This is a genomic window from Sulfobacillus thermosulfidooxidans DSM 9293 (genome assembly GCF_900176145.1).
Classification (GTDB): Bacteria; Bacillota; Sulfobacillia; order Sulfobacillales; family Sulfobacillaceae; genus Sulfobacillus; species Sulfobacillus thermosulfidooxidans.
The window spans coordinates 2,303,869-2,321,076 of the sequence record NZ_FWWY01000001.1 but is presented as its reverse complement, the minus strand read 5'-3'; the positions used below and the strand labels follow the sequence as shown (position 1 = coordinate 2,321,076).

Sequence of the window (17,208 nt, the reverse complement as noted above, 5' to 3'; positions counted from 1 at the left end):
CACCGTTGATTCGTTTTAATGGCGGAAATGACGCTGACCGGTAAAATACAAGGGAATTTGATAGAGATTAGCTGCGTCAATGGACTCATTATCTCTTAAAGACCCCCCGGGTTGAATAACCAGACCAACATGATACTTCGCAGCTTCAGTCATGACATCGCCAAAAGGAAAAAAGGCATCGGATGCCAGAACCGCTCCTTGGGCCTTTTCTTTAGCCTGTTCTAGAGCTTGACGCGCAGCATCAATGCGGTTTGTTTGCCCACCACCAATGCCCACTGTCATCCCATCTTTGACCACGACAATAGCATTCGACTTGACAAATCCGACTGTTGTCCAGGCTAACGTCACATCTTGTTTAAACTTCTCCAGATCTGCTTGGGGTCCCGCCACATGTTGGAGGCGATCCCAGGGAACACTCACCCTATCACGTTGTTGAACTAAAAAGCCGCCCGTAATCGTACGGATTTCTTCGGCATAAGGGGGCAAATTAAACGGCATCGCGAGCACTCGAAGATTTTTCTTTTTTGCCAAAATCTTTAAGGCCTCAGGGGTATACGATTCCGCAATCACCACTTCGAGAAAGAGCGTATTGAGCCTTGTTGCGAGAGATTCATCGACGGTGCCTTTTAATGCGACAATCCCGCCAAAAATCGATACGGGATCGGCTTCGTACGCTTTGACATAAGCCTCTTCTAATGTAGTACCCAGTCCGACACCGCAAGGAGTCTGGTGTTTGACGGCAACCGCATTCGGCGCCGGAAGACTCGCCGATAGCCGCCAGGCGGTATCAGCATCGGCTAAATTGTTATAGGACAACGCTTTTCCTTGATAGAGTGTGGCACTTTGAAAGCCCTCTTGCCCGGGAACCGCATAAAATGCGGCATCTTGATGAGGGTTTTCCCCGTAGCGTAGTTCTCCCCATTTGCGTCCTGACAAAACATAAACTTCTTCATGAACCGGTTTTACTGGAGGATTGCGCCATTGGCTAAAGGTTTGTGCAATAACCGCGTCGTAATGGGCAATATGGAGAAAGGCTTCTTGTGCAAAGCGTAACCGATCCTCCCAAGACAATGCCGTGATAGGCGTTTTCAACGCTTCAGGATATTGTTTGGGATCGACTAAGACCAGTACCTGCGCAAAATTTTTCGCTGCCGCCCGAATGAGGGCCACACCGCCAATGTCAATTTCTTCGATTAAAGTCGGCTGATCGGCTCCTTGGGTGAGACGGTTTTCGAACGGATATAGATTCACCACCACCGCAACGATCTGCGGCGCACCAATGGTGTCCCGGTCACGAATGTCCTGATCCGTTTCACGGGATAAGATTCCGGCATAAATACGGGGATGCAGTGTTTTCACCCGTCCCCCTAAAATCTCACTAAAACCCGTTAAGTCCTCTAAAGGCCTGGCCTCGATACCCTGTTCCTGTAAAAACCGGTAGGTTCCTCCACTCGCCAAAAGCTTGATGCCTTGTGACAGGAACCCTTGGGCCAATTCGGCCAATCCTGTTTTGTCACTAACACTTAATACTGCCCATTGATCCATGATTTTGACTCCTTCCAAATGACCTGTGTTCCTTCCAAGACCACGATGCCTTGATCAACCGCTTCCACAATGCGAGGATAGAGGTGATGTTCATGATATTGAATACGTTCTCGGAGATCGAAAAGCGTGTCCTCCCGGTAACGGGGAACGGCGGCTTGAGCAATAATCGGGCCGGTATCATGGCCGTCATCAATAAAGTGCACGGTAACGCCTGTCCAAAACACGCCGTGTTCGAACGCCTGTTCGATCGCATTGAGGCCGGGAAATGAAGGCAACAGTGCAGGATGAAGGTTAATCGCTCGCCCTTTATATTCGCGGACAATAGCCGGATCCAACCAACGCAAATATCCTGCCAATGCCAAAGCTTCAATCCCTTCGTCTCGTAATATTTTCAGCAGCGCTTGATCGAAGGCTTCACGCATGGGGAACGCTTTAGGCAATAATGTCACTGTTGGCACATGAAAGCGTTTCGCAACCTCCAAGGCGCGCACATTGGCTTTATGGGATATGACCAGGCCAATGGGATTCCCATATTCCAACATCGCCTCCAAGTTACTGCCATAGCCGCCAACTAACGCCGCCCACTTCATGCCCATTTCACTCCTCGTTCACCGTGCCCGACTTCAATGTGGCCAATAACATAAGATGCCAAGCCGTGTTGGGCCAAAACCGATTGGGCTAGCGTGACATCGCTTTGGGCCAGGACTACGGTAAAACCAATGCCGGCATTGAACGTTCGGTACCACTCATCATCACTCACCGGACCCAGTTCTTGAAACCACTGCATCAAAGCGCTCATTGTCCAGGAGGATCTGTCAATCACCGCGATGACGTCATCTGGTAATGTGCGCGGCACATTTTCAATCAGACCGCCGCCGGTAATATGTGCCATGGCTTTGATGCTCACCTTTTGCCACAAATCCTCTACCGCTTTCACATAAATTCGGGTGGGAGTTAACAAAGCTTGTCCCAAGGTTTGATCCCCAGTCGCAGGATAGAGCTGATCCCACTTCAAATGTCGCTCGCTTACGATTCTCCTGAGCAAGGCATACCCATTTGAATGAAATCCGCTTGACGCGATACCCAAAATTTGGTCTCCCGCTTGCACCGGTTCCGTAGGCTTATGCACCATGCGCCCCACACAAAAACCTGCTAAGTCAAAATGACTCGGCTGATAGAGATCCGGAAGTTCCGCCGTTTCCCCGCCCAGCAAGGCACAGCCGGATTCAAGACACCCTTGGGCGATGCCTTTGACAAGAAGTTCGATCTGTTCGGGGACAATTTGATGCGTGGCGATATAGTCCAAAAAGAACAGCGGCTCGCCGCCTTGTGCCAAAATATCATTCACATTCATGGCCACCAAATCAATGCCAATCGTATCAAATTGTTGGAGTGCTTCGGCAATCATCAATTTTGAACCAACCCCATCAGCCCCAGCTAATAACACACTGGGCTCTTGCAATTCAAAGGCGCCAGCAAACCCTCCCACTCCAGAGAGGACTTCCTTTCGGGCCGTTTTCAATGCCCAGGGCCGTATTCGGTTTACCGCTTCGTTGCCCTTTTCGATATCTACACCGGCGTCTTGGTACCGTAAGGGTTGATTTTCGCGTGTCATATCTTTATCGGAATTCATGGGATTTGGGTCCGCCTTTCGTCGCACTGACAGAAACATTCAGGTCGTTAGTCAGGGGGACAGGATATCCCGCCCCAAAGCACGCCATACACCATCCTTCTTGCGACAATCCTCGGCGTAAGCCATCAATCGATAAATACGCCAAAGAATCGGCACCCACCATGTCCCGGATTTCCTCAATGCTCATATTCCGGGCCGCTAATTCAGTGGCTCGTGACGTATCAATCCCGTAATGACAAGGATCGGTATAAGGCGGTGAAGCAATACGCATATGCACTTCGGTGGCCCCCGCATGCCGCAAGATTTGCACCAGGTGGCGAGATGTGGTTCCCCGCACTAAGCTGTCGTCCACCAAAACCAAACGCTTTCCTTCAACCACTTCTCGGACAGCCGATAATTTGAGTTGCACCCCTGATTCGCGCAAAGCTTGATTGGGCGCAATGAAGGTACGCGCCACATAGCGATTTTTGACCAAGCCAAAATCAAAGGGCAGCCGGGCTGCCTGAGCATATCCCATTGCCGCTGGGATACTGGAATCCGGAACGCCAATCACTAAATCTGCTTGAGCGGGCGCTTCATGTGCCAAGATCTCCCCGAGGCGTCGTCGCACAACATGGGTACTTTGTCCTTCCATATGAGAATCAGGACGGGCGAAATAAATCATTTCGAAGCTGCAAAGGGCTCTTGGCGCTTGAAAATTCACAAAGCGATCGGTTTCGATCGTTTTGTCACGAATCGTGATTAATTCCCCGGGATCAATTTCACGAATATAGCGGGCTCCAATGACATCAAAGGCACACGATTCGGATGCCAATAAATAAGCCCCATCCTCCGTTTGCCCCAGGGCCAAAGGACGTATCCCGTGCGGATCACGCGCACCATACAAGGCCTCATCGGTAAGGACGGTAAACGCGAATCCGCCCTGCAACTGCTGAAGGGAATCACGCAGGGCCTCATAAAAAGAGGTTTGATGACTGCGCGCAATCAAGTGGGCGAGCACTTCACTATCGGTTGTGCCTTGAAATATGGCGCCTTCCGCTTCCAAGCGCTGACGTAACTCTTGAGCATTGACCAAATTTCCGTTTTGTCCGAGAGCCAAAAGACCAAAGCGGGTTTTCATGAGTAATGGTTGCGCATTCACGATCGAAGATTCGCCGGTCGTGGAATAACGGACATGCCCAATGGCGGCATGACCAGTGCGTTGGCTTTCTTCCTCAATTTTTAAGGCTTCGGTAACGAGTCCCATTCCTTTGTGCACAGTAATCTCTTCACCTTGTAACACGGCCAGCCCCGCACTTTCCTGGCCCCGGTGTTGCAAGCTGAACGTACCCCAATAGGATTTCAGGGCAGCTTGATTATCCCCGTAAATTCCGAAGACCCCACACTCATCATGCAATTCGTCTGCCATCGTTACCCTCCATAGCCCTGCCTAAACGTCCTGTCGAGTTCTGTGCGGTCGAACACATAGGAGCGGCCCGCCCGGATGACCATGGTGGGCGAATCCGTCACGTGGCCGATAAGGTCTACCGCAATATTGTGGTGACGGAACACGCTGACCCAGTGCTCAGTGGTGCTGGGTTCAGTAAACAATAGCATTTGTCCCATAACTTCGCTAAAAAGTTCTTGGGTTGTCTCGTCTTTCGACACGGTGATCTCCATGCCCAAGTTGGCGGGAGACGCCAACAGTGATTTGGTCAGAGCCACAAATAATCCCCCATCCCCCACTAGCCGTGCGCCATACTCTAACGACTCCTGGTTAGAAGCGATTAATAGCTCGTACATATCAGCCAATTTGCTGATATCGGGCCTTGGATAAGCACTCAATTCACTGTGCAGCATCTCAAAAACACTGCCGCCCAAATTCAGATCCGACGCGGCACTGAGCCGAATAATATTCAAGCCAGCTTTCCAAGGTGCGTCGTTAGTAGGGTGCAATGGATGAAGATGTCGGCCCACCGCTCCAATAATGGCCGTGGGCCAAATGGGTTCACCTTCCGTTTCATTGTGCAAGGATACATTTCCCCCGGTAACCGGCACACCAAATCCTTGACTAGCATCGGCGATCCCAGCAATCAGATGGGTCAAATCTAAAAATACGTGTTCTTTGTCCGGATTGCCTGCATTAATGCCGTCCGTAAGTCCCAGGGCCATTGCCCCTTGCGTCGCCAATAAGCCCATCACGCGGCTGACCGCAGCGAGCCCCCCGCTGTACGCATCACGAGCCGCATAACGTCCTGGCCCAGAAACCGCAACGGCGAGTCCTTCTTCTGATCCCCTTACGCGTAAAACGGCCAAATCATGCGTCGGTCCCCAGACAGTATTCGTCAAAATCATTGAATCATATCGCTCGTAAATGCGATGACGGCTACGGCAATTGGGCGACCCCAAGACCTCTAAGGCCCATTCCCGTTCAAATGTGAGAGGGCGAAATGCTGTCAGCTGAGGCGCTTGTTCCCGCGCTGTTTGTGCCCACTTTGATATTGCGGGTCGTCTTGGGCAGGAGCCTGCTAAAATTTGAGGGGGAACCGCCGCCACAATTTCCCCGTTCAGGGAAATCACGAGCTCCTGATCTGCACTCACTTCTCCGATGATGCTATAAGGCACTTCCCAGTGCTGGATGATTTCTTCCACCACCGGCCAATTCTCCGGGGATACCACGAGCAACATGCGTTCTTGAGTTTCGGACAACATGATTTCGTAAGGGGTCATCCCCTCTTCACGACAAGGCACCCGTTCAAGCCAAATGTGGGCGCCAACGCCGGAACGATAGGCGAGTTCAGCAACCGATGACGTCAACCCGGCGGCACCTAAATCTTGTACCGCATCCAATTTATCAGTTTGGATCGCATTCAAGGTGGCTTCCATCAACATTTTGCCCATGAAGGGATCACCGACCTGCACAGTGGGACGCATGTGTTCTGTGGCATCACCAAAATCTTGCGAGGCCAAAAGGCTGGCGCCATGAATGCCGTCGCGTCCGGTAGGCTGTCCTAACAAAACGAGATAGGATCCCACCTTCGCACCACTAGCACTGACCTGATGTTCCGGAGACAATAGTCCGATAGCCATCACATTCACTAACGGATTTTTGTCGTAAACGGCTCCGTAAGCGACTTCTCCGGTCACCGTTGGAATGCCAATAGCATTGCCATAAGCACCGACACCTTCCACGACACCATTTTGAATCCATTTCGCCTTATCATCGGTTCCAAACCGCAAAGAATCCGCCAAGGCGATGGGTCTCGCCCCCATCGCGACAATATCACGCAAAATGCCGCCAACGCCTGTCGCCGCGCCTTGCACAGGTTCCACATAAGATGGGTGATTATGGCTCTCGACCTTAAATGCCACATGAACATGATCGTTTAACGCCACAATCCCGGCATTTTCTCCTGGCCCTTGCACCACCGCTGGTCCTTCATGGGGCAGCCAAGACAACAGGTTCTTCGAGCTTTTATAACTACAATGCTCAGACCATAAAACGCCGAATAACCCCAGTTCCAATTCATTGGGCTCGCGACCGAGTTGCTGTTGAATGACGCGGTATTCCTCTTCGGTTAGCCCGACATCTTGATAAGTCATGCCCTGTCCTCCCCTAACCAAGCCTTTAAGAACCGCGCACCATCGGCGGAACCTAAATACGCTGCCATAGCTCGTTCAGGATGCGGCATTAAACCGACAACGGGTCCTTGACTGACCGCCGCAATGTTTGCCACTGCCCCATTAGGATTGGTCAGAGCATGCACAGCACCGTGTTCGTCACTATATTGCAAAAAGACTTGTTGATTTTCAAACAGAGGAGCTAATTGGCCCGGTTCTACAGCATAAGCCCCTTCATGATGGGCAATCGGCAAACGTAATACATCGCCTGGCTTAAGGCCGGGGAAACTCTCGGGGACAGCGTTGACCCGCACATACTCCCAGGTACAACGGAATTCCCCCGACGCATTAGGCCTTAACGCCCCTGGTAAAAGGCCCCGTTCACACAAAATCTGAAATCCATTGCAGATCCCTAAAACGGGTAAGTCCTGTTCCGAAATCGCCTGTTCAACCGCATCCATAATAGGAGCTTGTGCGGCTAATGCTCCGCTCCGTAGATAATCGCCATACGAAAAGCCGCCAGGCAGAATTAAACGATCAATGCCAGATAATGATGTGTCGGTATACCATAGCGGCACGGCATCAACCCCTAACTGGCTTAAGGCTTCAAACGTGTCCGTATCACAATTCGACCCGGGAAAGGTAATGACCCCGACTTTCATGATTCCCTCACCACAATGTCGTAGGTTTCCATTACCGGGTTAGCCAACAATTTTTCTGCCATCTGGCGAGCCTTCTCCTTCGCGTCGTTGAGGCTTTCGGCCGTCACTTGTAATTTGATTTGTTTGCCAATCCGCACATCTTGCACCGGGTATCCCATATTACGCAAAACTTTGGCGGTCGACTGACCGGCCGGATCTAAAATGGCATCCTTTAAGGCCACATTGACGATAATGTCGAACGTCATGATAAAACCCTCTCTAATACTTCATGATAAGCTTCTTCGACTCCGCCCAAATCCCGACGAAACCGGTCCTTGTCCAATTTTTTAAGGGTCTGTTCATCCCACAAACGGCACGTGTCGGGAGAAATTTCATCCCCTAAAACTAATTTGTCTCCTTTAAGACCGAATTCGAGTTTGAAATCGACAAGAATCAACTGCCGCTGGCCAAAAAACTGTTGCAAAATCTGATTAATCTTTGTAGCCGTGCTCCGCAGCTGCTGTAATAATTCTGGTGTGGCTAATTGTAACACTTCAATATGATCGTCATTGAGCAAGGGATCACCTAATTGGTCATTTTTGAAGTAGAGTTCAATGACTGCCTTTGGCAAAATCGTCCCCTCTTTTAATCCTGTTCGCTTTTCCAAGGATCCTGCAACACGATTTCGAACCACGACCTCTAGGGGAATCATGTGTAACAGGTCCACCGCGAGATGTCTGGCATCCAACTGCTCTCGAAAATGTGTGGCAATTCCCTGAGCTTCGAGTAACCGAAATAATTTTGTCGAAATCGCGGCATTGGCGACCCCTTTATCCGCGATTTGCCCTTTCTTTTCCCCATTGAAGGCGGTCGCATCATCTTTAAACTCGACAATCACGACACCCGGTACATCGGTTTCAAAAACTTTTTTGGCCTTTCCTTCGTAAAGCAGTTTTTGGGATGTCATTGTTCGTTTACTCCCTTTCTGTTAATCAATCAGTCCAATCCGGCGGTAAATCGTATCCACTTCCTTCAAATAGGGTTCGATGGCAAACAGCGCAACAATCTCCTCAGCGGTTAAATACTTCCCGATTTCAGGATCGTGTAGGATACGTTCTTGGAAATTTGGCGAGGATTCCTTCATAGCGGCCATGGCATGCGACTGAACCCGTTTGTAAGCTTCTTCCCGTGTCATGCCAGCTTCCACAAGGGCAAGCAGAATTTTTTGGGAAAAGACGAGTCCTCCAGTTAAATCAATATTTTCTCGCATGCGCTCGGTATTGACGGTTAACCCTTGCATAATGCGCAGCATCGTATCGAGGAGATAATCGGCCAGTGTCGTGGCGTCAGGAAATATCACCCGCTCCACGGAGGAATGCGAGATGTCCCGCTCATGCCATAAGGCCATATCGTCTAAAGCCGGAACCATATATCCACGAAGAATCCGGGAGAGACCAGAAATTTGTTCCGCCATCACGGGATTCCTTTTGTGCGGCATCGCGGACGAGCCTCTTTGACCTTCGCCAAAAGGCTCCGCCAATTCGCCCAGTTCCGTCCGTTGCATATGACGAATTTCCGTGGCGATTTTATCCAAGGTGCCCCCTAAAATGGCTAAAGCAGCAATCACTTCGGCATGGCGATCGCGTTGCAGTACCTGCGTGGACAACGGCGCCGGTTTCATGCCCATTTTCTTGGCAACAAATTCTTCGATATCGGGAGAAATATTAGCGTAATTTCCGACGGCTCCAGATATTTTTATCACGCTAATGGTATCACGAGCACGGTCAATACGTTCATAATCTCGTCCCAGTTCTAACCACCATAACGCAAGTTTTAATCCAAAACTTGTCGGTTCCGCATGAATGCCGTGAGTGCGTCCCATCACCGGCGTATCTTTGTAGCGAATCGCCAACTCCCGGACGACATCTTGCAGTTTCTTCAAATCATCCAAAATAATTGCTAAACTGTCTCGAATTAAAGACGATAACGCCGTGTCCACAACATCTGTCGACGTCAACCCAAAATGAATGTATTTGGCATCTTCAGGCGCTACCGTCTCCCCAGCAGCATTGATAAAAGCGATGACGTCATGATGAAACGTTTTTTCGTATTCATCCACGCGAGCGGGATCCACTGTGGCTTTCTTGAGTCGATCCGCCACGCCTTGAGGAATCACTCCTAAATGCTCCCACGCTTCAACCACATATCGTTCAATGTCTAACCAGCGGTTATAGCGATTTTGGTCAGACCAAAGTGTTTGCATAATGGGCCGTGCATAGCGGTTGATCAAATGAACAAACCCCTTCCTGATAATAACCGAACATTACAGTTAAATACTATAGAAATTGTTCGGAAATGTCGACCCTTATCGTCCCCCCACCAAGAAAAAAAGAGGTCATGGGCATAATGTATCCCTGACCTCTTTTCCTATACTGTGATCCTTATTCCCATTCAATTGTGCCCGGTGGTTTAGATGTAATATCATAAACAACCCGATTGACCCGCGGTACTTCTCCAATAATCCGACTGGCCATAGTTTCTAGAAGATCATCTGGCAAGCGTACCCAATCCGCTGTCATCCCGTCCAAACTTTCGACAGCCCGAATCACAATGGGAAATCCATAGGTCCGTTCATCACCCATGACCCCCACCGAACGAATATCTAAAAGCACGGCAAAAGCCTGCCAGATTTGACGTTCGAGACCGGCTTTACGGATCTCTTGGCGGACAATGGCGTCCGCTTGACGCAAAATATCCACCTTATCTGGGGTGACTTCCCCAACAATACGCACGGCTAAGCCAGGTCCCGGGAAGGGTTGTCGCCAGACAATACTATCCGGCAAACCGAGCGCCTCTCCGACTTTCCGGACCTCGTCTTTGAACAGCCACCTGAGGGGCTCGACAATTTCAAACCCGACATCGTCGGGAAGACCCCCGACATTATGATGGGACTTGATAGTCCGGGCATTTTTTCCTCCCGATTCAATCACATCGGGATAGACTGTCCCTTGGATTAAAACATCCACCGGACCTATCGCCTCTTTGGCGTGTTCAAACGCACGAATAAACTCCCGACCAATAATTTTCCGTTTAGCTTCGGGATCCGTGACGCCCTTTAACGCAGCAAAAAAGACGTCATCACGGCGCACAACTCGCAAATCTAACGAGGGAAATGCTTGGACGACTTCTTCGATTTCGCCTTGCCGCATCAACCCATGATCAATTAAAATCGCCGTCAATTTCGACCCGATCGCTTCATGCGCCAAAGCCGCCGCCAAGGCGGAATCTACTCCACCCGACAAGGCTATTAAGGCGCGGCCATTGCCCACCTTTTCTCGAATTTGGGCAATAGCTTGCGGGATAAACTGATCGGGCTGCCAGTTTGGTTCCAGATGCGCAATCTGGTACAAAAAGTTCTGGAGCATCCGAAACCCGCCTTCGGTGTGGTGGACCTCGGGATGATATTGCACGGCATAGAGATTCCGAGCGGGATTGGCCATGGCTGCAATCGGCGTGGTATTGGTCGAGGCCAGTACCGTAAAGCCTTCCGGCGCTTTCAGCACATGGTCGCCATGGCTCATCCACACAGTGCTGTGTTCAGGAATGTCTAAAAATAGCGGACTAGATTGCGTGAGAGTCATGGGCGTCCGCCCATATTCACGCCGTTCAGCTGGGGTCACCGTGCCGTTTAGCAAGTGGGCCATCAACTGCATCCCATAACAGATTCCCAGGGTAGGAATACCCATTGTTAAAATCGCCGGATCCATACTCGGAGCACCCGGTTCAAATACACTCGCCGGCCCCCCGGATAAAATAATGGCAGCAGGATTTTTCTTCCGTACTTCTTCGTAAGAAATATCTCCGGGTACGACTTCACAAAAGACCTGGGCTTCACGCACACGTCGTGCAATCAATTGATTATACTGCGCACCAAAATCTAAAACTAATACCGTATCACTCATCCATTTGCCCTCACTAACTTGCAGACATCAGGCAAGTTGCGGTAGCGTTCACCGACATCTAATCCGTAGCCTACAACAAATTCATCCGGAATTTCGAACCCTTTATAATGCAAGGGCACAGCGACTTGACGCCTTGAAGGCTTGTCCAAAAGCGAACAAATTTTTACGCTCAAGGCGCCACGCGATTTCACATGCCCATAAATGTAGTTTAACGTGAGCCCGGTGTCGACGATATCTTCGACCACGAGAACATGGTGCCCCTCCAAGCTATGATCTAAATCCTTAATGATGCGGACTACGCCAGAGGACTTCGTTGAACTGCCATAAGACGACAGAGCCATAAAATCGACGGCGACAGGTAAATCAATAGCCCGGATAAGATCCGCCAAAAAGATAAAAGACCCCTTAAGAATCCCAATCAGAATCAATGGTTTGTTTTGATAGTCTAACGTGATCCGTTTGCCGAGACTTTCCACCCGACTTGCAATGTCTTTAGCAGATAAGAGCACTTCTAGCTCTTCTCCCTGAACCCCCTGCAACCTTTACTGGTCCCCTTTCGTATCTTCGTGCCCACTTGTGTGGTCACGGACTAACCGGCGCATAATCTCATGACGATTGATTAAGGGATATAATGAATCCCGGTGAATTTCGGCTTTCCGGGCAATTAGTTTGCCTTGGAAATAACTTTCAGCATCTCGCTCCACATCATCAAAGTCACGGTCATGCGCAATTAAATCTTCTTGTTGAAGCTGGGCGCGCACTTCTTTTAGTGACACCCCATGGTCCAACAAGCTTTTAATATACTTCAACCGATCAATGTCTGCTTGAGTATACAAACGTTGATTTCCTTGTGTACGCCTGGGCGCTAATAAATGCAACGTCTCATAATAGCGTATGCGCCGTTCTGTCAAACCGGTCGCCTCTTTTACAACACGGATAGAAAACGAAGGCTGATCCGAATGATTGGCATTTTTCATAGCGCATCTCCTTTTTGTTAAGGTGAAACGACCTTTTGAGGCTCCGCCACCATCTTACCGAACTTTGACACGAAACTAAACAGGTTGGTAAGAATTTGGCAGGGGTCATAAAAACCCCTGCCACCTAACCCGCTATTATTCTCCATCAATCGTTGCCAAGATATCCGGTTTTATGCTTGTTCCAAATGATTTTCGGCATGGTCTTTCAGTAAACGTTCCAGCCGCTCGATTTGTTGATGCGACTGGCCAAGTTTATAGGACAACTCTTGCATTTCTCGCGCTTGACGATCCACACGTTCCTGACGGTGTCGCATTTCATCGGTTAGCACTTCCAAAAGCTGGCTCATCATGCTTTGTTGCGATTCCATGATCTTCATAAACGGTTGCCAGTTGGCCTCATTGCCAATAGTGGATGTGTGATGAATTCTCCCCGCATTGCTATTGCGAGAACGCACCACTTCTCGGCCGGCTTCCAAATCTTGAGCTAATTGCCGAAAAGCTTCGCGATCGGATTGCATTAACGCTTGGGTATCTACCACATAGGGGCGGCCCGCCACACCCTCTTGCCGTTTGGCTGCCAATTTTCCCTTGCGAATGTCGGTGCGTAAGGCTACCGCTAATTCCGGTGCAGATTCAATAAGCTGGGATAATGTCACTTCCAATGGGATAAGCCTCCTTAGACTCTTAGACTGTTAGACTCCTTTGAGAAAGGTATTATCTAACAGTCAGCTTTCCCCATTTTACCTATTTCATTCCATTCCCAACCCATTATTTGATCATTTCAAAGTCTCAAGGTCATAAAACCAGTCCAGTTTACCGACTTCACCCTTAGCGTCCAAAGCGAGGTTCCTGACCTTTAAGCAGTCGGCGCCAATTATTGCGGTGCGCCCAAAATGCCAAGATAACCGCAGGAACTCCAAAGAACCAAAAATCGGTTTGTTGACCAAAGGCCCAAAAGCTCACTAGGGCCGCCAACATGGCCACAAAAGATGCCACTGACACAATCCGGGATAGGACGACAACGAGTGCGAAACATAGGACGGCTATGAGCGCTGCAGGCCAAAATAATGTTGACAAGACACCGAGCCCAGTGGCAATGCCTTTGCCGCCTTTAAATTTCATAAACGGGGAAAAAACATGGCCTAGCATGGCCATTAACCCCGAGGCGGCAGGCAGAAGGGATGAATGAGGAAATAACACAAAAGCCATCATTACCGCTAATATCCCTTTGAGCGCGTCTAAGACGAGTACCACCAATCCCACGCGAATGCCAAACGTCCGCGCCACATTGGTCGCCCCAATATTTTGACTACCATGTTGGCGAATATCCGTTTGAAAACGCATACGGGCCATTAAGTATCCAAAAGGGATAGAACCCAATAAAAAAGATCCGATCAATACCACCACTGCCTCAGGTACCGGCACCCCGTTTTCCTCCTTATCTCATCACCTTACATCACATAAAGAAAATGATCCCGGTCTTCGTTTAAAATCCGTTCTCGATTCATGATTGGGATGTCCCTCACGCCTTGTTGTTGTTGTCTCTTCTCATGGCTTCACAGTTCTATATGATAGACATTGACAGAATAAAGCCTCTTCGGTATCTTATCACAGCCCTTGACCCAATCTCCCTGGTCTATTATTGATTGCCCCCTCGCAAAAAGAAAGAGGAGAGCAAAATCCTTTTGCTCTCCTCTGGCCACTGATGGATCTTACATCATCATGTCGCCCATGCCGCCCATACCGCCCATACCACCAGGCGCTGCCGCATCTTTCTTTTCAGGCTTGTCAGCCACTAAGGCCTCTGTGGTGAGAAGCATGGCCGCAATAGACGCCGCATTTTGCAAGGTTGACCGGGTTACTTTGGCCGGGTCAACAATACCGCTCTTGACCATGTCGACGAGCTTGTTGTGAGCCGCATCGTATCCGACGTTACCCGATTCCTTTTTCACCATTTCCACAATAACGGAACCTTCGAGCCCCGCGTTGAACGCAATTTGACGCACGGGTTCTTCTAAAGCGCGACGGACGATGTTGACGCCAATACGCTCGTCACCTTCCGCTTCAATGGCTTCCACTGCGGGAATCGCCCGAAGCAAGGCTGTTCCACCACCGGGAACAATTCCTTCTTCCACCGCAGCCCGGGTTGCCGACAACGCATCTTCAATGCGCAGTTTCTTTTCTTTGAGTTCAACTTCTGTAGCCGCACCGACTTGAATGACAGCTACGCCACCGGAGAGTTTGGCCAACCGTTCTTGCAATTTTTCACGGTCATAGTCAGAGGTGGTGTCTTCAATTTGTTTCTTGATGACCTGGACGCGCTTCTTAATTTCTTCTTGCGAACCGCGACCTTCGACAATGGTGGTTTCCTCTTTAGCAATCTTGACTTGGCGCGCTTGCCCTAACATATCCGGGGTGACATTCTCTAATTTGAGCCCAATGTCCTCGGAAATAACTTGCCCACCGGTCAAAATCGCAATGTCTTCTAACATCGCTTTACGACGGTCACCAAATCCCGGGGCTTTCACAGCCACAGCGGTTAAGGTTCCCCGCAATTTGTTCACAACCAAGGTCGCCAAGGCTTCGCCTTCGACATCCTCAGCAATAATGACCAGCGGTTTACCGCGCTGCACAACTTTTTCTAATACCGGCAGTAAATCTTGGATGGCAGAAATCTTCCGGTCCGTAATCAAAATGTAGGGGTCATTTAAGACCGCTTCCATCTTTTCCGTGTCGGTGACCATGTACGGAGAAATGTAACCGCGGTCAAACTGCATTCCTTCCACGGTTTCTAACGTCGTCCCAGTGGTCTTGGATTCTTCCACGGTGATGACTCCGTCGGAACCGACTTTTTCCATGGCTTCGGCAATTAACCGACCAATTTCTTCGTCATTAGCCGAAATCGATGCCACTTGGCTAATTGCGTCTTTGCCCTCAATCGGAGTCGCGATTTTCCGAATCTGTTCGACTGTTACAGCAACTGCCCGCTCAATCCCCCGTTTGATGCCCATGGGGTTAGCGCCCGCTGTGACGTTCTTGAGCCCTTCTTTAATCATCGCTTGCGCCAACACCGTGGCGGTTGTGGTTCCGTCACCAGCAACATCCTGGGTCTTGGTAGCAACCTCTTTGACTAATTGCGCACCCATTGATTCGAACGGATCTTCTAATTCAATTTCCCGTGCAATGGTGACACCATCGTTGGTAATTAACGGTGCGCCAAATTTCTTTTCTAACACGACATTGCGGCCCTTAGGTCCTAAGGTTACTTTAACCGCATTGGCCAATTTGTCTACACCACGCTCTAACGCGCGGCGAGCTTCTTCTTCGTAGACCATTTGCTTAGCCATTTGTTTTTACCTCCTAGCCAATTCTCCAGTGTGTTAAACATGAGCCAAAGACGGGTTGATCGCTGCTAACACGTCGTCTTCTTTTAATAGCCAATAATCGTGGCCGTTGACTCGCACTTTCGTTGCAGATTCTACGTTGAATAACACAACATCTTCGGATTGAATCTCTAAAGGTGCTCGGGTACCGTTGCTCAGCAGTCTCCCTGATCCCACTGCGACCACACGTCCCCGCTGCGGATTATCCTTCGCGGTGTCGGGCAGTACAATCCCCGAAGGCATAGAATCGTCACTTAAGATTTGCACCACAATATGGTCTCCCAGTGGACGAATCTCCACAGATGTTTTCCTCCTTGCAACGAGAGTAATATGTTTTTGTTAGCACTCGAAGTCGGTGAGTGCTAACGTACCCATAAAGCAGTTTACTCAAAAGGCCTAGCAGCGTCAAATAATTCCCAGACAAACAGGATCATGATAATAAGGCATTTTCCGCCATAAATCTCTTGTTATCTCGCTAAATCTAGCTCAATCTTCAATTTTTATGTTCGGTTTGGCCATGAATCACCATCAGGGCATGGTGAAGAACGGGTAGAATAACCGGTAATAACTCCTGCACGGCTTTCAAAGAGCCGGGCAAGTTAATAATCAACGTACGACCTTTTTGTCCGCAAATCCCACGAGACAGCATTCCCATGGGCGTGTGCTTAAGAGATTCATACCGCATGGCTTCACTCATTCCCGGAATTTCGCGGTCAATCACCTGGCGGGTGGCCTCTGGCATGTTATCGCGGGGCCCAAGTCCGGTTCCCCCTGTGGTCAAAATCAAATCCATACCCGCATCTACCCAGGCTCTGAGTTGTGTCACCAAGCCCTTCTCATCATCGGGAAGAATTTGATACGCGACCACCTCGCCCAAATCACGAACGGCATCTTTAATATAGGCTCCGGACGTATCGACCCGTTGGCCCAAAGCCCCTTGGTCACTACTGGTCAGGACTGCGATTTTCCACATGTGAAACGCCCTCCCGTATAAAGTGTCCCGAACGCCCTCCGTCTTTTTCGAGTAACAGGATATCCGTAATGACCATTGTCCGGTCCATAGCCTTGAGCATGTCATATAACGTCAACAAGCTAGCCGAGACGGCAGTTAATGCTTCCATTTCCACACCGGTAGGCGCGGTGGTTCTAACGGTGGATTCCACCACGAACCGATCCGTTTGAACAGTAATCACGATTTCTGTCGCCGTCAGTGGCAAGGGATGACATAATGGGATCCATTCGCCGGTCCTTTTAGCGGCCATAATTCCGGCCACCCGGCTCACAGCCAACACATCCCCTTTAGGAATCCGGCCTTCTTGCACCGCTTGGCAGATTGAAGGGGAAGCCAAAAGAACCCCTTGGGCTCGGGCCATCCGTTCGGTAATGGCTTTGCTCCCAACATCCACCATATGCACTTCACCACGTTCATTTAAATGATTCGGATAATTGTCCATCCGCTTGCGTGAC

The 17,208-nt window shown here is 49.8% G+C and carries 18 protein-coding genes; all 18 read right to left on the bottom strand.

Features of this window, described 5'->3' with window-relative positions; genetic code table 11:
• Positions 1 to 15 precede the first annotated feature (15 nt).
• The gene (gene purH / locus B8987_RS11700; RefSeq protein WP_020373920.1) at positions 16 to 1,545 is read right to left on the bottom strand and encodes a bifunctional phosphoribosylaminoimidazolecarboxamide formyltransferase/IMP cyclohydrolase; all 1,530 of its coding nucleotides are present in this window, start codon (positions 1,543 to 1,545) and stop codon (positions 16 to 18) included.
• Positions 1,524 to 2,135 (bottom strand): phosphoribosylglycinamide formyltransferase, encoded by a 612-nt coding sequence (purN, locus tag B8987_RS11695; RefSeq protein ID WP_020373921.1) that lies wholly within the window; start codon positions 2,133 to 2,135, stop codon positions 1,524 to 1,526. Before purN ends, purH begins: the two co-directional genes overlap by 22 nt.
• Positions 2,132 to 3,178, bottom strand: coding sequence for a phosphoribosylformylglycinamidine cyclo-ligase (gene purM / locus B8987_RS11690; RefSeq protein ID WP_020373922.1), 1,047 nt, complete (start codon positions 3,176 to 3,178; stop codon positions 2,132 to 2,134). The genes purN and purM overlap by 4 nt, the downstream gene beginning before the upstream one ends.
• Positions 3,165 to 4,586, bottom strand: a complete 1,422-nt coding sequence (gene purF, locus B8987_RS11685) for an amidophosphoribosyltransferase (protein ID WP_020373923.1) — start codon at positions 4,584 to 4,586, stop codon at positions 3,165 to 3,167. Before purF ends, purM begins: the two co-directional genes overlap by 14 nt.
• A gap of 2 nt (positions 4,587 to 4,588) precedes the next feature.
• Positions 4,589 to 6,760, bottom strand: coding sequence for a phosphoribosylformylglycinamidine synthase subunit PurL (gene purL / locus B8987_RS11680; RefSeq protein ID WP_020373924.1), 2,172 nt, complete (start codon positions 6,758 to 6,760; stop codon positions 4,589 to 4,591).
• Positions 6,757 to 7,440, bottom strand: a complete 684-nt coding sequence (gene purQ, locus B8987_RS11675) for a phosphoribosylformylglycinamidine synthase I (protein WP_020373925.1) — start codon at positions 7,438 to 7,440, stop codon at positions 6,757 to 6,759. Before purQ ends, purL begins: the two co-directional genes overlap by 4 nt.
• Positions 7,437 to 7,685 carry a phosphoribosylformylglycinamidine synthase subunit PurS gene (gene purS / locus B8987_RS11670; protein WP_020373926.1) on the bottom strand — a complete coding sequence of 83 codons (249 nt, stop codon included), beginning with the start codon at positions 7,683 to 7,685 and terminating at the stop codon, positions 7,437 to 7,439. Before purS ends, purQ begins: the two co-directional genes overlap by 4 nt.
• Positions 7,682 to 8,386 (bottom strand): phosphoribosylaminoimidazolesuccinocarboxamide synthase, encoded by a 705-nt coding sequence (purC, locus tag B8987_RS11665; RefSeq protein WP_020373927.1) that lies wholly within the window; start codon positions 8,384 to 8,386, stop codon positions 7,682 to 7,684. Before purC ends, purS begins: the two co-directional genes overlap by 4 nt.
• Before the next feature lie 21 nt (positions 8,387 to 8,407).
• Positions 8,408 to 9,709: an adenylosuccinate lyase gene (gene purB / locus B8987_RS11660; protein ID WP_020373928.1), complete on the bottom strand. Its 1,302-nt coding sequence runs from the start codon at positions 9,707 to 9,709 to the stop codon at positions 8,408 to 8,410.
• A 151-nt stretch (positions 9,710 to 9,860) separates the two neighbouring features.
• Positions 9,861 to 11,381, bottom strand: coding sequence for a glutamine-hydrolyzing GMP synthase (gene guaA, locus B8987_RS11655; RefSeq protein WP_084661612.1), 1,521 nt, complete (start codon positions 11,379 to 11,381; stop codon positions 9,861 to 9,863).
• Complete coding sequence (gene hpt, locus B8987_RS11650) at positions 11,378 to 11,920, bottom strand: hypoxanthine phosphoribosyltransferase (protein ID WP_020373930.1); 543 nt, start codon at positions 11,918 to 11,920, stop codon at positions 11,378 to 11,380. Before hpt ends, guaA begins: the two co-directional genes overlap by 4 nt.
• 3 nt (positions 11,921 to 11,923) lie before the next feature.
• Positions 11,924 to 12,358, bottom strand: coding sequence for a MerR family transcriptional regulator (locus B8987_RS11645; protein WP_020373931.1), 435 nt, complete (start codon positions 12,356 to 12,358; stop codon positions 11,924 to 11,926).
• 170 nt (positions 12,359 to 12,528) lie between these two features.
• Positions 12,529 to 13,020, bottom strand: a complete 492-nt coding sequence (locus tag B8987_RS11640) for a hypothetical protein (protein WP_020373932.1) — start codon at positions 13,018 to 13,020, stop codon at positions 12,529 to 12,531.
• A gap of 166 nt (positions 13,021 to 13,186) precedes the next feature.
• Positions 13,187 to 13,783: a glycerol-3-phosphate 1-O-acyltransferase PlsY gene (gene plsY / locus B8987_RS11635; protein WP_020373933.1), complete on the bottom strand. Its 597-nt coding sequence runs from the start codon at positions 13,781 to 13,783 to the stop codon at positions 13,187 to 13,189.
• A 287-nt stretch (positions 13,784 to 14,070) separates the two neighbouring features.
• Complete coding sequence (gene groL, locus B8987_RS11630; RefSeq protein ID WP_020373934.1) at positions 14,071 to 15,705, bottom strand: chaperonin GroEL; 1,635 nt, start codon at positions 15,703 to 15,705, stop codon at positions 14,071 to 14,073.
• 33 nt (positions 15,706 to 15,738) lie between these two features.
• Complete coding sequence (locus tag B8987_RS11625) at positions 15,739 to 16,041, bottom strand: co-chaperone GroES (protein ID WP_020373935.1); 303 nt, start codon at positions 16,039 to 16,041, stop codon at positions 15,739 to 15,741.
• A 193-nt stretch (positions 16,042 to 16,234) separates the two neighbouring features.
• Complete coding sequence (locus tag B8987_RS11620) at positions 16,235 to 16,714, bottom strand: MogA/MoaB family molybdenum cofactor biosynthesis protein (RefSeq protein WP_020373936.1); 480 nt, start codon at positions 16,712 to 16,714, stop codon at positions 16,235 to 16,237.
• Positions 16,686 to 17,195, bottom strand: a complete 510-nt coding sequence (gene moaC, locus B8987_RS11615) for a cyclic pyranopterin monophosphate synthase MoaC (protein WP_020373937.1) — start codon at positions 17,193 to 17,195, stop codon at positions 16,686 to 16,688. Before moaC ends, B8987_RS11620 begins: the two co-directional genes overlap by 29 nt.
• Positions 17,196 to 17,208 lie beyond the last annotated feature (13 nt).

Excerpts from the sequence above, each read along its gene's own strand:
- purH (WP_020373920.1), bottom strand. The coding sequence starts at position 1,545 with ATGGATCAATGGGCAGTATTAAGTGTTAGTGACAAAACAGGATTGGCC.
- purN (WP_020373921.1), bottom strand. The coding sequence starts at position 2,135 with ATGAAGTGGGCGGCGTTAGTTGGCGGCTATGGCAGTAACTTGGAGGCG.
- purM (WP_020373922.1), bottom strand. The coding sequence starts at position 3,178 with ATGAATTCCGATAAAGATATGACACGCGAAAATCAACCCTTACGGTAC.
- purF (WP_020373923.1), bottom strand. The coding sequence starts at position 4,586 with ATGGCAGACGAATTGCATGATGAGTGTGGGGTCTTCGGAATTTACGGG.
- purL (WP_020373924.1), bottom strand. The coding sequence starts at position 6,760 with ATGACTTATCAAGATGTCGGGCTAACCGAAGAGGAATACCGCGTCATT.
- purQ (WP_020373925.1), bottom strand. The coding sequence starts at position 7,440 with ATGAAAGTCGGGGTCATTACCTTTCCCGGGTCGAATTGTGATACGGAC.
- purS (WP_020373926.1), bottom strand. The coding sequence starts at position 7,685 with ATGACGTTCGACATTATCGTCAATGTGGCCTTAAAGGATGCCATTTTA.
- purC (WP_020373927.1), bottom strand. The coding sequence starts at position 8,386 with ATGACATCCCAAAAACTGCTTTACGAAGGAAAGGCCAAAAAAGTTTTT.
- guaA (WP_084661612.1), bottom strand. The coding sequence starts at position 11,381 with ATGAGTGATACGGTATTAGTTTTAGATTTTGGTGCGCAGTATAATCAA.
- B8987_RS11645 (WP_020373931.1), bottom strand. The coding sequence starts at position 12,358 with ATGAAAAATGCCAATCATTCGGATCAGCCTTCGTTTTCTATCCGTGTT.
- groL (WP_020373934.1), bottom strand. The coding sequence starts at position 15,705 with ATGGCTAAGCAAATGGTCTACGAAGAAGAAGCTCGCCGCGCGTTAGAG.
- B8987_RS11620 (WP_020373936.1), bottom strand. The coding sequence starts at position 16,714 with ATGTGGAAAATCGCAGTCCTGACCAGTAGTGACCAAGGGGCTTTGGGC.
- moaC (WP_020373937.1), bottom strand. The coding sequence starts at position 17,195 with ATGGACAATTATCCGAATCATTTAAATGAACGTGGTGAAGTGCATATG.